Genomic DNA, 15855 nt, shown 5'->3' with positions numbered 1-15855 from the left:
GCTAAATTTTATTTCGAATTAAATCACGAACAATAAAGCGGGCTGGGTGAATCGCTTGGCTTACTCGCTCACTCAAAGGCTGTGGTTCATTGTTAAGTGCAGCAACCAATTGCTCCGCACACAGGGGCGCACTGCATAAGCCACGAGCCCCAAAGCCTGTGAGTATGTGTAGTCCTTGTTGTGGTTTTTGTAAGGGGTGATATTGATAGCGTTTCCCTGCGCGTAAATTGGCAAACGCGTGAATATAATCACTTTGCTGCGGCCATTCTCCGGCCATAGGGAGGTGATCAATAAAACTACAACGTACAGCGGCTTTAGCTGTCGTGATCGCACCTAGACTACTGGCAAAGTCGGTTTGTCCATAAAAGTGAAGCAGTTGCTCACGATTTTTTTGATTGTCTTGGTCTTTGACCGCGCGGCTTTTTGAGTTTTTCTCGAATGTTGCCCCCATACAGTGATGGTCTAAATAAGCAGGAGTAAAGTAGCCTTTATGACATAGCACGGTTTTTAGTTTACGTGATGCAGGACTTGCTTGTACATGGGATACTTGACCACGTACGCCAACAATTGGCAGAGCCTGAGTTTGTACAAAACGGTCGCTGTGCTCACCAGCACACACAATAACGTCACTAAATGGGCCAAATTGTTGCCCTTGGCTCAATAGCAGCCAGCCTTGCGAGGTTTTCTCAAGTTGTTCGATATCACAATTAAAATGGCTTTTAATTGGTTTGAGTGTATTGGCCTGTTGGAACAGAGCGCTCACTAATTGTGGTGGATTAACCCATCCACCTAACGGAAAATACACGCCTGAGTAGCCTGTACTTACACCGGCAATTTCATCACCTTGCTCAGGCGTTACGCTGTGCATGAGTTCATTTGGCCACAGCTGTTTATGTGCAATATTTTGATGGCGCTCAACTAAGGGTTGTTTGATCGCGTGTTGTAATACGCCGCACCATTGATGATCATAGTGAAAGCCATGCTCAGTGAGTTGCTGATAAAGTCGTTTTGCATATAAAAAGCTGTGTGCAAAAAGCTCACTATGAGGAGAGTTTTTTGCTTGTAAATGCGGGTAAACCGCACCTTGTACATTATGAGATGCGCCCATCGCGAGGTGCCGATCTTGGCAAAAAAGTTGGCTGTTAACTCCACGTTTCGCCAAACTGTATAAAATAGCGCTGCTGGCTATCCCTCCGCCAATGACAGCAACGTTTTTAAGTGAGCTTTGCTGATGAGCCAAATAAGGTGGCGCCGATTGTGCTTGGTTAGCATGGGCTAAAGAGCCAATCAGCATTTCATTTTTTTTGCCATAACCTTTGATTTTTTGTACCGTAAACCCTGCATCAGCAAGCCCTCTACGTACAACACCTGCAACTGTAAAGGTTGCGAATGTGGCATTACTACGAGAAATATTCACCATTGAATTAAATAAGGTTGGCTGCCACATTTCGGGGTTTTTACTCGGTGCAAAACCATCTAGATACCACGCATCGATAATACCTGTTTGCGGGTAGCTTATAGTTGCGAGCGATTCTTGCACATCGCCAAAATACAAATCGAGTGTAATTTGACCATTATCAAATTCAAGACGATGACAACCAGCTAAATTAATCGGGTACTTAGCAAGTAACTGTTTACTTAATGCTGCTAAATTAGGCCATACTTGCAATGCCTTTTGCAGATCGTCAGTTCTAATTGGATACTTTTCAAAAGACATAAAATGTAAGCGCTGCACATTTTGTTGTGCGGGGTTGTGAACTTCTTGATTATGGTGTTGCCTACTGGCTAGATGATTTTTAAATTGTTGCCATGTGTTTAAAAAATTAAGGCCAGTACCAAAACCTGTTTCAGCAATAACGAAATGTGCACGGTCATGATTTTGTAATCGATGAGGCATATTATTTTGTTGATAGAACACATAATCAGACTCAGCTTGGCCATTATCGTTCGAAAAGTAGACATCGTTAAAGTCGTCTGCAACGGGTGTACCTAAGTTATTAAAGTGAATATCAGCGTTTTTAATCATGGCATGCAATTAATGAGTACTTTTTTTCATTATTTTACGTGTTTTCTTTGAAATAGTCTGGCGTTATTTATAAGCTAGAGGTTCAGAGTACAAGTGTACGCTAGAAAGCTGACCACTTCGTTGTAAGTTTCAGCGTAAAATAGAACACAATTTAGTATCAAGCTAAGGTAATTACCCATGAGAAGAGCCGTTATTACGGGTATCGGTGTTGTATCAAGCATCGGTAACAACAAAGAAGAAGTATTAGAATCGTTAAAAACAGGTAAGAGCGGTATCGCTTTTAACCCTGAATTTGCTGAATATAAATTACGTAGTAACGTATCTGGCAAAATTGATATTGATGTTAAAGAGTTTGTTGATCGTAAAGCAATGCGCTTTATGGGCGATGCCGCTGCATATTCATATATCTCAATGGCGCAAGCAATTGCAGATTCTGGTTTGTCTGATGATCAAGTATCAAATGAGCGTACGGGTATCATTGTTGGTTCCGGTGGTGGTTCATCTAAATGGCAGGTTGAAGCGGCTGACATTTTACGTGAAAAAGGCGTAAAACGTGTAGGCCCCTATATGGTTCCGCGCACCATGGCAAGTACAACGTCTGCGTGTTTAGCAACACCCTTTAAAATTAAAGGTGTTAACTATTCAATTAGTTCTGCATGTGCAACCTCTGCACACTGTATTGGTAACGCAGTTGAGCAAATCCAATTAGGCAAACAAGACGTTGTTTTTGCCGGTGGCGGTGAAGAGCTTCACTGGACATTAGCAATGGAATTTGACGCAATGGGCGCACTTTCTACCAAATATAATGAAACACCTGAAAAAGCCTCTCGTACTTATGACGCTAACCGCGATGGTTTTGTTATCTCTGGTGGTGGCGGTATTATTGTTGTTGAAGAACTTGAACATGCGCTGGCACGTGGTGCACATATTTATGCTGAAGTGGTTGGCTATGGCGCAACATCTGATGGCTATGACATGGTTGCACCATCAGGTGAAGGTGCTGCACGTTGTATGCGTCAAGCAATGCAAGGCATTGACAGTATTGATTACCTAAACACTCACGGTACATCTACACCAGTAGGTGATGTAAAAGAGTTAGGCGCAATTCAAGAAGTATTTGGTGGTAATTCACCGATGATCAGCGCGACTAAAGCAATGACAGGCCATGCACTGGGCGCCGCTGGTGTGCATGAAGCTATTTTCTCACTATTGATGTTAGAGCATAGCTTTGTTGCGCCTTCAATCAATATTGATGAGCTAGATGAACAAGCAGCAGGCTTAAACATTATCACTGAGCGTAAAGACATTGAACTAAATACTGTTATGTCTAACAGTTTTGGTTTTGGTGGTACTAACGCTACGTTAGTGATGAGTAAATATAAAGGCTAATTAAAAAGTCACATCACAACTAAAAGCCGAGCAACTTGCTCGGCTTTTTCGTTTTCAAAGTCGGCTAGGTTCGTTACAATAGCGGCTCTTAGTGCTTACGGACTTGTTAATGAAAATTCTTGCAGACCAAAACATGCCACTTGTTGAGCAATTTTTTGCTGATTTTGGTGAAGTAACGCGTTTTGATGGTCGGACATTACAAAGTGAACAGCTCATTGATGTTGATGTCTTATTAACTCGCTCGGTAACCTCAGTAAATGAAGCATTATTAATACATGCTAATAAATTATGCTACGTAGGTACGGCGACAATCGGCGTTGATCACATTGATACTGACTTACTCAAACAACGCGATATTGCATTTACCAGTGCACCTGGTTGTAATGCCGTTGCTGTGGCTGAATATGTGATCAGTAGCTTGTTTGCACTGTGCCAAGAAAATGCCTGCACCTTGGAGCATAAAACCATTGGGATTGTCGGAGTGGGTAGTATTGGTAGCTGTTTGCGAGAAAAATTAGCAGCGTTTAATGTCACTGTATTGGTATGCGATCCACCTAAGTATGAAGCGGGACAATTAGCCGAACATACGGATATTGATGAGTTGTTGAGTAAAGCGGATATCGTCACTTTCCATGTGCCGTTAGTAACGACCGGTAAACATAGTACCTTGCATTTAATGAACAAAGCGCGTTTAGCAGCGCTTAAACCTGGCACTATTTTGATTAATGCCAGTCGCGGTGATGTGGTTGATAATCATGCTTTACTGGAAATTATGCGTGCTGGTGCAAAGCTCGATGTGGTATTAGATGTATGGGAGAACGAACCTTCCATATTAACAGATTTACTTGAGTTTGTGCGTTATGCCAGTGTCCATATCGCAGGCCATACCTTAGAGGGTAAAGCACGTGGCACGCAAATGCTCTATGAAAAGCTGTGCGAGCTTAAAGGTGTGCAAACAGGCAAAGCATTAGCTGATTTTTTACCAGTGCCCGCGCTTACCCAAGTTACATTACAAGAAACCTTCAGCGAAGCTGATTTAGGTCAGTTGATCCATCTAGTTTACGATGTGCGTCGTGATGATGGTATTTTACGATGCAACTTAGCAAGTGAAGGGTTTGATAGCTTACGTAAAAACTACCCCATTCGACGTGAATTTAGCACAGTAAAAGTACTGGATGCCGGCGCATATTCGCCTTTACTGCAAGGGCTTGGTTTCGTAGTCGAATAACTTAAAATTTAAACAGCGGCCACAATGGCGGCTGTTAAACGAGGAATACACATGTCACAAAAATATAATGTTGCCGTACTTGGCGCTACAGGTCTTGTTGGTCGCCAAATTATTGAAACGTTAGAAGATCGTAAGTTTCCTGTTGATCAATTATTGTTATTGGCAAGTAGTCGCAGCGCTGGTGAAGATATTAAGTTTCGTGGTGAAACGATTGAAGTGCAAGATGTTGCAGAGTTTGACTTTAGCCAAGCGCATATTGGTTTATTTTCTGCCGGTGGCAGCGTGTCAGAAAAATACGCGCCTATAGCCGCTGACGCGGGTTGTATCGTAATTGATAACACCTCACATTTTAGAAACGACTTTGAAATTCCACTGGTTGTGCCTGAGGTTAACGCTACAAGCCTCGCAGATTTTAGAAATCGCAATATCATTGCTAATCCTAATTGCTCAACCATTCAAATGATGGTGGCATTAAAGCCTATTTATGATGCATACGGCATCGATCGTATCAACGTATCGACTTACCAAGCGGTATCAGGGGCTGGTAAACAAGCGGTTGATGAGCTTGCTAAACAAACCGCGAATCTAATGAATGCTCGCCCAATCGATAGCGAATTATTTCCAAAGCAAATGGCGTTTAATGTTATTCCGCAAATTGATGCTTTTGAAGATAACGGCTACACCCGCGAAGAAATGAAAATGGTTAACGAAACTCACAAAATTTTGGGTGACACAACAATAGCTGTTAATCCAACATGTGTACGCGTGCCAGTATTTTTTGGTCATGCTGAAGCGATTAATATCGAAACACGTATGCCGTACGACTTTGAGCATGTTAAACAGTTACTTAATGACGCACCAGGGCTTGAGCTTATTGAAGACGAAAGGGATTATCCAACCCCGGTTACTGATGCAAGTGGTAATGACACTGTTTACGTAGGGCGCTTACGTCAAGATATCTCACACCCGCATGGTTTAAATCTGTGGGTGGTAAGTGATAACACTCGTAAAGGGGCTGCAACTAACAGCGTACAAATTGCGGAAGAATTGATAGCAAACTACCTTTAATTGTAGATAAGAAAAGCGGCAGTTTGTCGCTTTTTTATTTTTTAACTGCCAAATAATTGCCGCATAGCTGCTAAAAGCGTATAAACTTAATCTTAACGATAAACAACTCTTGCGGCTGATAAAGTTTAAGCTATTACCTTTCAAAGTGTTGCGATGGATATTAAACCGCAACTGGTTTATAGTTTGCAACTGGAATAGAGCTTGCAGGAAAGACTTAATTAACTATTTATTTATGTACGTTATTTCTGCAAGAAATAATCAATGTTTAAGCGTCTAATTTAATGATGCTGCGTTAACATTTAAACATTAAAGGATCAGCATGCGCGGTTTAGCTACACTCCTCTTATTAGCGTCTGCATTGGTGGTAACACCGATATACTCCCAAGACGGCAGCCAACTTAAAGGGCCTAAAGGCGTTGATTACGGCGTACAAGGGCGTTCTATTGGACCAATAAAACCAACCGATACGCTATGGCGTATTGCTGCAAAAGTGCGACCTGATAACTCAGTCAGTATTTATCAAGTTATGCAGGCATTATATGAAAAAAATCCGCAATCATTTTTAGATCAAAACCTCAATCATATGCGCGATGGCGCGTATTTAAAAATCCCAACCTTAGCCGATATCCGTGCAGTAAACCAGGAGCTTGCCAAACAGCGCTCAGAGCAAGATGATGAGCTATGGGAAAAAAAGAGAAATGGTACACTGACGAACAGCGAAATTACTGCTTCACAAACCAAAGTAACTCAAGCACGCAAAGTGGATGTTGATGAAGCTAAACAAGAGTTAAAACAAGAAATCAATAGCATCAAAATCCAGCAGGGCAGTCAGCTTGTTGAATTACAAAGGCAGTTTAAGTCTTCAGTTGATAATGTTGAAGAAATTTTAGTCGAAAACAATAAATTAAAACAGCAGTTAACAGGTGTCTCTAAAGAGCTTGAAAATATTCGTGAGCAGCTTGGTAAAGACAGTGAGATTCAACGCCAACTTTCTGAACTAATTGCAAAACAGAACGAAATTATAGAGCAACAACAAGCAAAAAAGCTCGAAGAGACTAGTGAATTTAATTTTGCTGGGCTATTAGCAAATCCACTAGTTCTCATACTGTTAATGACAATTCCAGCGTTATTAATCATCTTTGCAATCGTGATGTTTTTACGCAAGCGTAATAACAAAGAAGATGAAAGTACTGATGATGACGAGTTTTTACCACAAAGCCCTAGTTATACAGCTGAGGAAGAACTTGATCTTGATCCAATTATTCCAGATCCAGTTCAAGAGGATGATGTAAGCATTCAGCTTGATGATATTGAGAACGATATTTTATCTGATGACGACGATATTATTTTTGATGACAATATTGATGATGCGTTTGAAGATGGTGATAGTTTATTAAATCAAGACGAATTAAATGGCTTACTTAGTGACGATATTGTATTTGATGATGAAAGTGATGAAGCTAAAGAAGAAAATGATGAACTTGATATATTCATGCAACAAGATTTTGACCAAGCAGATGATGACAGCTTAGGCGACGACATTGATTTAGATATTAAAGCCGACAACAATGATGGCGATATTCTAAGTGCAGCAGATCTAGATGATTTATTTGCAAATGGCAATGATGAAGCGACTGCTGAATTAGATGACTCGCTTGACTCAGATGATGACTTAGCAGCACTCAGTGAAGAGTTAGCAGATGAAGATGATGACTTTGATATTGATGCATTGATCGATGAACAAAGTAGTAATCAACCGGCTGATAAGAACGATAACGACGAATTTGATCTAGACGATATTGACAGCCTAATTGATGAAGCTGGCGATCAAGCAACCACAGAGTCAGTATTGGCTGAAGAAGACGACGAATTTGATCTAGACGATATTGACAGCCTAATTGATGAAGCTGGCGATCAAGCAACCGCAGAGTCAGTATTGGCTGAAGAAGACGACGAATTTGATCTAGACGATATTGACAGCCTAATTGATGAAGCTGGCGATCAAGCAACCGCAGAGCCAGTATTGTCTGAAGAAGATGATGAATTTGATATTGACGATATTGACAACCTAATCGATGAGACTGGCGATCAAGCAATCGCAGAGCCAGTATTGTCTGAAGAAGATGAATTTGACTTCGGTGATATTGAAAGTTTAACGGATCAAGCGCATAGCACGCAGCTAGATGAAGCTCTTTCTGATTCGATGGAAGAGTTATCGAATGTAGAAGACGAACTAGACGTAGAAGACGTTGAATCGATTGCATCAAGTTTAGTCGATGGATCAGAAGTAACTATTGAATCTGAGCTTGCAGCAGAGCCAGAGCTTGCCGTAGAACCAGAGCTTGCAGCAGAGCCAGAGTTTGCAGCAGAGCCAGAGCTTGCAGCAGAGCCAGAGTTTGCAGCAGAGCCAGAGCTTGCCGTAGAACCAGAGCTTGAAGAAGAGCCAGAGTTTGCAGCAGAGCCAGAGCTTGAAGAAGAACCAGAGCTTGAAGAAGAACCAGAGCTTGCAGCAGAGCCAGAGTTTGCAGCAGAGCCAGAGCTTGCCGTAGAACCAGAGCTTGAAGAAGAACCAGAGCTTGAAGAAGAACCAGAGCTTGAAGAAGAGCCAGAGTTTGCAGCAGAGTCAGGGCTTGAAGAAGAACCAGAGCTTGAAGAAGAACCAGAGCTTGCAGCAGAGCCAGAGTTTGCAGCAGAGTCAGGGCTTGAAGAAGAACCAGAGCTTGAAGAAGAACCAGAGCTTGCAGCAGAACCAGAGCTTGAAGAAGAACCAGAGCTTGAAGAAGAACCGGAGCTTGCAGCAGAACCAGAGCTTGCAGCAGAACCAGAGCTTGAAGCAGAACCAGAGCTTGCAGAAGAACCAGAGCTTGAAGAAGAACCAGAGTTTGCAGCAGAGCTTGAACTTGCAGCAGAACCAGAGTTTGAAGAAGAGCCAGAGTTTGCAGCAGAGCCAGAGCTTGAAGAAGAACCTGAGCTTGAAGAAGAACCAGAGCTTGAAGAAGAACCAGAGCTTGCAGCAGAGCCAGAGCTTGCAGCAGAGCCAGAGCTTGAAGGTTTAGATGATAATTTATTTGCACAAACGAGCGCAGAATCAAGCGACGATTTACTCGATGAAGATGATTTAATTGAAGAATATAATGATCCCTCACTAAAAAGTGTTGACGACTTACTCAATGAGCTGCAGCAAGAAGACGATTACGTAGAGCCTCCACAATGGTCTGCTGTTGATGAGCTCAATGATGATATCGAAGAAGTCGAAATTGATCTGGGCGATGACCCACTTGCAGATGAAGAACTCGGTGATGAATTTGATTTAGCACTGGAAGACGAACCTCTTAGCATTGATATAGTAACACCAAGTTTAGAGCTTGATGATTATCCAGAACTTGAACTCAATGATGAAGAGACTGATGGTGACGCAAAATTAGCCGATGAGGCTGAGCTGGAAACGGCAGAACCAGAGACTCCAGAGCTGAAGCTTAGTCAAGCTGAGCAAGATCTTGCTAATGCAATGGCGGGAGACCACGATTTAGATAGCTTAGAACACGATTTTGATGATGATTTTATGGCTGATCTCAGTCAAACAAATTTTGATGCATTGCTTAGTGAGTTGGCTGAACCTGAGTCATTAGCAATAGATGATAGCAGCGAGTTTGCAGTTGATTTCAATGCGCTACTCAGTGAAGATCTTGCAGCACTTGAAGAGCTTTCAGTACCAGAAGATATGCCGTCGGCTGAGCAATTAAGTGAAGACGTGAATGCATCAACAGATGAGGATATGATTGCGGATGCATTTGTTGATATTGATGCGTTGATCGAACAAAGTGATGATGCAAGTTTAGATCATGAACCTTATGATGATGTAAATATGGATGTAGGATTAAGTGAGTTTGACGCTTTATTAGCGGGCGATAGTCCAACTGATGTGGATGCTGAAAGTGGCGGTTTTTCAGCAAAGCTCGACTTAGCTCGGGCCTACATAGAAATTGGTGATATGGACTCTGCGCTAGGTGCGATTGAAGAAGTTGTTGCGAATGGCCCCGAAGAAGTACAAGAAGAAGCACAAAGATTAAAAGCAAAATTACTGTAAGTTGTTTCTGCATTTATAGTTAAAACGGGGGAGTAAATTTAGTTTACTCCCCGTTTTCTAGCTATTGAAAATACGTTGCTTGGCTACTGTGTGCATAATTTGTATAGAGTCACTTTTATTGCAGCGTCAGATAGCATAAAATGCCCTGCTCATTAGCACAGTAGGTAAAGCAGTAATTATGCGAGTAGCACTTGGAGTTGAGTACAACGGCGCCCGTTATAGTGGTTGGCAACGTCAATCGCATGTAAATAGCGTACAACAAGAAGTAGAAACCGCGCTTTCGCGTATTTGTAATCACCCAGTTGAAATAGTCTGTGCTGGGCGCACTGATGCTGGCGTGCACGGCACTGGGCAAGTGGTACATTTCAATACCGATGCTGAACGCGATATGGTTGCATTTACTATGGGTATGAATACCTTGTTACCGAAAGATATTGCTATTCGCTATGCAAAACTGGTGAGTGATGATTTTCATGCACGTTTTAGTGCTACTGCTCGTCGTTATCGTTATGTTATTTATAATAACGCCTTTCGAGGTGCAATATTAAATGAAGGCGTTACGCATTTTCATCATCCACTTGATGAAACTAAAATGCAAGAGGCATGTCAATATCTATTAGGTGAGCATGATTTTACGTCATTTAGAGCTTTGCATTGTCAAGCGAATACTGCTACACGTACAATTCATCACTTGTCGGTTGAGCGACAAGGTAGTTATGTGATTATTGATATTAAGGCTAATGCATTTTTACACCACATGGTGCGTAACATTACCGGTTGCTTAACCGATATTGGTATTCATAAGCAGCAACCTGTGTGGCTAAAAGAGTTACTTGATTTAAAAGAGCGAGCCAAAGCCAGTGCGACGGCAAAGGCGGCAGGTTTATATTTAGTTGATGTAGACTATCCGGCGCGGTTTGAAATTCCGTCGACACCACTTGGTCCTTTATTCTTACCGGATGCACAAGGTTAGTTGATGATAATTTAAACATAATCTTGCAGGCATTTCACTACTAAGACCAGTTTTTTATACCGCCTGTGTGGAATTCATGTTTTAATTGAAAAAATTTGTCTGTCAATAATGATTTGGCAGGAACGCAGCAAAGCACAGAATAGTATTAAGAGAGTTGCAAATGAGTTGGTTAGAAAAAATCCTACCTAAAACAACAAAGTCTTCGGCTCGTAAAGAGATCCCAGAAGGTGTTTGGGCAAAGTGTACAGATTGTGATTCGATTTTATATAAAGCTGAATTAGAAAAATCACTCAATGTATGCCCTAAATGCAATCACCACATGCGTGTGAGTGGCCGAAAACGCCTAGAGCATTTCTTAGATGATGCAGATCGCAAAGAGCTAGGTACAGAGCACGAACCAAAAGATATTTTAAAGTTTAAAGATTCGAAAAAATATTCAGATCGTATCGCAGCCGCACAAAAGTCAAGTGGCGAAAAAGACGCATTAGTTGCAATGAAAGGGCGCTTAAAAGGCATTCCAGTTGCCGCTGTCGCATTTGAATTCTCATTTATGGGTGGTTCAATGGCATCGGTTGTTGGCGCACGTTTTGTGGATGCTGTTGATCAGTGTTTAGAGCATAATATGCCGCTAATTTGTTTTTCAGCTTCAGGTGGTGCACGTATGCAAGAGGCACTTATGTCACTTATGCAAATGGCTAAAACCAGTGCTGCACTTGCTAAGATGAGCGAACAAGGTTTACCGTTTATTTCAGTTATGACAGACCCAACTATGGGCGGTGTATCAGCATCATTAGCTATGCTAGGTGATATTAACGTGGCGGAGCCAAAAGCATTAATTGGCTTTGCGGGGCCGCGTGTAATTGAACAAACTGTACGCGAAACCTTACCTGAAGGCTTCCAACGCAGTGAATTCTTGCTTGAGCATGGTGCTATCGATATGATTATTGACCGCCGTGAAATGCGTGACACACTTGCCCGTATACTAGCTAAATTTATGAACTTGCCTTCTACGGAACAAGAGCATAGAGTAGCGTAAATTTCAGCTTTACTGATACAGCTATGACAAAAAATCTTCCTAGCCAATCATCAAGCCTTGATGATTGGCTTTGTTATTTAGAAAGTGTTCACCCAGCAAATATTGCCATGGGTTTAGAACGCGTAGCTAAAGTTGCCAATACCATTGGTTTACTAAATAGCCCAAGTAAAATTATTCTAATAGCCGGCACCAACGGCAAAGGCACCACTGCCCGATGTTTAGAATCACTGCTACTTGCCCAAGGTTATTCGGTTGGCACCTATGCATCTCCTCATTTAATTAATTATAACGAACGAGTGCGCATTAATGGCGCTGAGCTTGATAACCAATTTCATGTGGATGCGTTTGACTTGCTCGAGCAAGAGCGCGGTGATACGCCACTGACTTATTTTGAGTATGGCACATTAGGCGCACTGGCTATTTTTAAACGCCATAGCGTTGATTATGTGCTGTTAGAAGTGGGTTTAGGTGGGCGTTTCGATGCTACCAATATTGTTACCCCGTTTGCTAGTGTGATCACCACCATAGATCTAGATCATAAAGAGTACCTTGGTGATACGCGCGAGCTTGTGGGTTATGATAAAGCAGGAGTTTTCCGTACTGGCACTCCTGCCATTGTCGGCGATTTAAATATACCACACACAGTGACCGACTACGGTCATGAAATTAATGCGGTGATGCATTTATCAGGGCGAGACTTTAGATTTAAAGAGCATACGCAAAGTTTTAGTTGGCAATATCAAGCTCATCACTTTGAGTTTGCTAAACCATCAATCCCATGCCAAAACGCGGCAACGGCACTAACCACATTAGCTGTGTTAGATTTATTACCTAGTGAGGCGGTGATCCGTAATTGTTTAGCTAATTTAGTCGTTGAGGGGCGTTTTCAGCAACTAAGCAGCGCACCTATGGTCTATACTGATGTGGCACATAATGCTGAATCTGCACGCTATTTAGCGCAAAAGTTAGCAGGGCTTCGTGATCAAGGCTTTAAAGTTCATGCGTTAGTCGCTATGCTGGCTGATAAAGACAAAGTCGCTGTATTAAATGAAGTTAGCCCAGTAATTGATGCGTGGTGTTTAGCCGGACTTAATTGTTTTCGTGGCGATAAAGTAGAGAATTTAGCTAAATCTATTGCTGCGGTCGATACAGATGCACCGATTGCACACTATCAAACTGTTGATATTGCGCTGGATTGTGTATTACCCGAGCTCGACGATGAAACGGTGCTCATTATATTCGGCTCCTTTTTTACTGTTGCAGCGGCCATAAATTATTGGAAAAAATAGAGAGGGATCAGGTGAACTCAGGCTTTATAAATCGTTTAGTCGGCACAACTATTGTGGTGATTGCAGCTATCGTGTTTATTCCTAATATTCTTGATGGCGAAAAAGTACATTACAAAGAAGGCTTTAAAGCCATTCCGGAACGTCCTGAATTCACAACTATTGACTTGCAAGATTCAATTGATGATCAAGTGGCTAACGCACAGCAGCCAAATGAAGAGCCTGAGGAAGATATATTGCCAGATGATGGCCTACTCTCAAGTTCTTCTGAAGCGGTTGTAGAGACGACGCCAGTAGCGCAAAAAATGGTTGAAGCATCGACTGAGCAAACTACTGTAGCAAAGACTAAAGCACAGCCTGTTGAAAAAAAGTCTGAGCCAGCACGTAAGCCTGAAGAAAATTTATCGAAAATGGCGTATGTAATTCAGTTGGGGAGCTTTTCGCATAGTGCTAACGTCAAATCACTACAAGCGAAACTAAGTAACAAAGGGTTTAAAACCTTTACCCGTCCAGTTAAAACACCAAATGGTACTTTAACCAAAGTTTTTGTGGGTCCGTCGCTTGATAAAGCACAGCTTGAGAGCAAACTCCCTGAATTAAAAGCGCTTACTAAACTGAACGGAAAAGTTACCCAATTTGAAGTCGCAAAATGATCTGGCATTTAGTGCTGACCTCTTATAGAATGCGCCCCAAATTAACGACTAGTTGGTTCATATGATCTGGGTTGATTACGCCATCTTTGGCATTATTGCACTGTCTACTATTATCGGTTTAATTCGTGGCTTTATAAAAGAAGCAATGTCTTTGGCTGTGTGGGCTGGTGCATTTATCATATCTAGCTTATTTTACCAATATTTAGCATCATTCCTAACCAGTATTTCTGAACCCCTTTTAAGAAATGCAGCGGCCATTGCCATATTATTCTTTGCGACGCTATTGTTAGGCGGATTGTTAAACTACCTTCTAGGTGAGCTTGTACAACGTACTGGTTTGTCTGGCACAGACCGTGTCTTTGGCATTGTCTTTGGTGCACTTCGTGGCGTGTTGGTCGTGAGCGCGTTACTCTTCTTTCTTGATGCTTTTACTGGTGCACCCAATACGCACTGGTGGGGTAACTCTATTTTGATCCCAGAATTTGGCTTTGTTGTTGAGTGGTTTTTTTCATACCTCGAAAACAATTCTAGCTTTTTAAATTCGGTCAACCGTTAATCGGCGAGGAAAAATTTCATGTGTGGTATCGTTGGAATAGTCGGAACATCTCCTGTAAATCAGGCGATTTATGATGGCTTAACTGTTTTGCAACACCGTGGCCAAGATGCCGCGGGCATCATTACCATTGAAAACAACACCTTTAGTTTACGCAAAGCAAATGGCTTAGTGAAAGATGTATTTCACACCCGCCACATGAAGCGTTTACAAGGCACTATTGGTATCGGCCATGTACGCTATCCGACAGCTGGTTCTTCTAGCTCGTCTGAAGCGCAGCCGTTCTATGTTAACTCACCGTTCGGTATTGCTTTAGCACACAACGGTAACTTAACCAATGCAGAGCAGCTTAAAGAGCAATTGTTCTGTGAAGCACGTCGCCACGTTAACACAACCTCAGATTCTGAAATTTTACTTAACATCATGGCTCATGAATTAAGTAAACCAAATAAACTGTATCTTGACCCTGAAGATATTTTTAACGGTATCACCGAAGTTATAAATAAAGTTCAAGGCGGTTACGCAACCATCGCTATGGTAATCGGCCATGGTATTATCGCGTTTCGTGACCCAAATGGCATTCGTCCATTGGTGTTTGGTAAACGTGAAACTGCAAATGGCACTGAGTATATGTTTGCCTCTGAAAGCGTTGCGTTAAAAACCGATGGTTTTGAATTTGTGCGTGATGTAGCCCCTGGTGAAGCGATATATGTTACTGAAGGCGGTGAGTTTTACTCACAAACATGTGCCGATAAAGCATCGTATTCACCGTGTATTTTTGAGTTTGTATATTTTGCTCGTCCAGATTCAAACATTGATAATATGTCTGTTTACGCTACACGCGTAAATATGGGCACTAAGCTTGGCGAAAAAATAGCTCGCGAATGGGCTGATAAAGACATTGATGTTGTTATTCCGATCCCAGAAACATCATGTGATGTGGCATTGGAAATCGCGCGTGTACTTGATTTGCCATATCGCCAAGGGTTTGTTAAAAATCGTTATATTGGCCGTACGTTTATCATGCCTGGTCAGGAAATGCGTAAAAAGTCAGTACGTCAAAAACTCAATGCAATTGACCGTGAGTTTAAAGGTAAAAACGTATTACTCGTTGATGACTCGATTGTACGTGGCACTACGTCAGCGCAAATCGTTGAAATGGCGCGTGAGTCTGGTGCTAAAAACGTTTACTTTGCTTCTGCTGCACCTGAAATTCGTTTCCCTAATGTCTATGGTATTGATATGCCATCGGCGGCTGAGTTGATTGCTCATGGGCGTGAAGTTGAAGATATTAATGCAAGTATTGGCTCTGATGGTTTAATCTTCCAGTCGTTACCTGATTTGATTGCTGCCGTAGCGCTGGAAAACCCAGAAATCACCAGATTTGAAACGTCAGTATTTGATGGTCAATATATTACCGGTGGTATCGATCAAAATTATTTGAATCGTATCGAACAGCTGCGCAATGATTCGGCAAAAAGTAGTCGTGAAAGTGCCATGTCTGCTGGTTTAGAGTTGCATAACCAAGAAGAAAACGGCTCAGATTAATTTCTGCC

The 15855-nt window shown here is 41.9% G+C and carries 11 protein-coding genes; 10 read left to right on the top strand and 1 reads right to left on the bottom strand.

What is annotated here, in order from left to right; translation table 11 throughout:
* Position 1 precedes the first annotated feature (1 nt).
* On the bottom strand, positions 2-2026 hold the full coding sequence (gene mnmC, locus HHO47_RS08775; protein ID WP_169019952.1) for a bifunctional tRNA (5-methylaminomethyl-2-thiouridine)(34)-methyltransferase MnmD/FAD-dependent 5-carboxymethylaminomethyl-2-thiouridine(34) oxidoreductase MnmC: 2025 nt from the start codon (positions 2024-2026) through the stop codon (positions 2-4).
* A gap of 177 nt (positions 2027-2203) precedes the next feature.
* Here mnmC and fabB point away from each other — a divergent pair, with 177 nt between their 5' ends.
* The 10 genes from fabB to purF all read left to right on the top strand — a co-directional run bounded on the left by fabB (position 2204) and on the right by purF (position 15847).
* Positions 2204-3415, top strand: coding sequence for a beta-ketoacyl-ACP synthase I (gene fabB / locus HHO47_RS08770; protein WP_169019951.1), 1212 nt, complete (start codon positions 2204-2206; stop codon positions 3413-3415).
* Between the two features lie 109 nt (positions 3416-3524).
* Complete coding sequence (locus HHO47_RS08765) at positions 3525-4643, top strand: 4-phosphoerythronate dehydrogenase (RefSeq protein ID WP_169019950.1); 1119 nt, start codon at positions 3525-3527, stop codon at positions 4641-4643.
* Positions 4644-4694: 51 nt separating this feature from the next.
* Entirely contained in the window at positions 4695-5711 is a 1017-nt protein-coding gene (locus HHO47_RS08760; RefSeq protein ID WP_169019949.1) for an aspartate-semialdehyde dehydrogenase, read from the top strand.
* Between the two features lie 319 nt (positions 5712-6030).
* On the top strand, positions 6031-9798 hold the full coding sequence (locus HHO47_RS08755) for a FimV/HubP family polar landmark protein (protein ID WP_169019948.1): 3768 nt from the start codon (positions 6031-6033) through the stop codon (positions 9796-9798).
* 178 nt (positions 9799-9976) lie between these two features.
* Complete coding sequence (gene truA / locus HHO47_RS08750) at positions 9977-10771, top strand: tRNA pseudouridine(38-40) synthase TruA (protein ID WP_169019947.1); 795 nt, start codon at positions 9977-9979, stop codon at positions 10769-10771.
* A 160-nt stretch (positions 10772-10931) separates the two neighbouring features.
* Entirely contained in the window at positions 10932-11807 is an 876-nt protein-coding gene (gene accD / locus HHO47_RS08745; protein WP_169019946.1) for an acetyl-CoA carboxylase, carboxyltransferase subunit beta, read from the top strand.
* Between the two features lie 23 nt (positions 11808-11830).
* On the top strand, positions 11831-13096 hold the full coding sequence (gene folC / locus HHO47_RS08740) for a bifunctional tetrahydrofolate synthase/dihydrofolate synthase (RefSeq protein WP_169019945.1): 1266 nt from the start codon (positions 11831-11833) through the stop codon (positions 13094-13096).
* A gap of 11 nt (positions 13097-13107) precedes the next feature.
* Positions 13108-13746 carry an SPOR domain-containing protein gene (locus HHO47_RS08735; protein WP_169019944.1) on the top strand — a complete coding sequence of 213 codons (639 nt, stop codon included), beginning with the start codon at positions 13108-13110 and terminating at the stop codon, positions 13744-13746.
* Positions 13747-13807: 61 nt separating this feature from the next.
* Complete coding sequence (locus HHO47_RS08730) at positions 13808-14302, top strand: CvpA family protein (RefSeq protein ID WP_054206292.1); 495 nt, start codon at positions 13808-13810, stop codon at positions 14300-14302.
* An 18-nt stretch (positions 14303-14320) separates the two neighbouring features.
* Positions 14321-15847: an amidophosphoribosyltransferase gene (gene purF / locus HHO47_RS08725; RefSeq protein ID WP_169019943.1), complete on the top strand. Its 1527-nt coding sequence runs from the start codon at positions 14321-14323 to the stop codon at positions 15845-15847.
* Positions 15848-15855: the final 8 nt, after the last annotated feature.

The organism is Pseudoalteromonas arctica (assembly GCF_012927645.1).
In the GTDB taxonomy this organism is placed as follows: Bacteria; Pseudomonadota; Gammaproteobacteria; order Enterobacterales; family Alteromonadaceae; genus Pseudoalteromonas; species Pseudoalteromonas arctica_A.
This window is presented reverse-complemented; position numbering and strand designations above follow the sequence as displayed.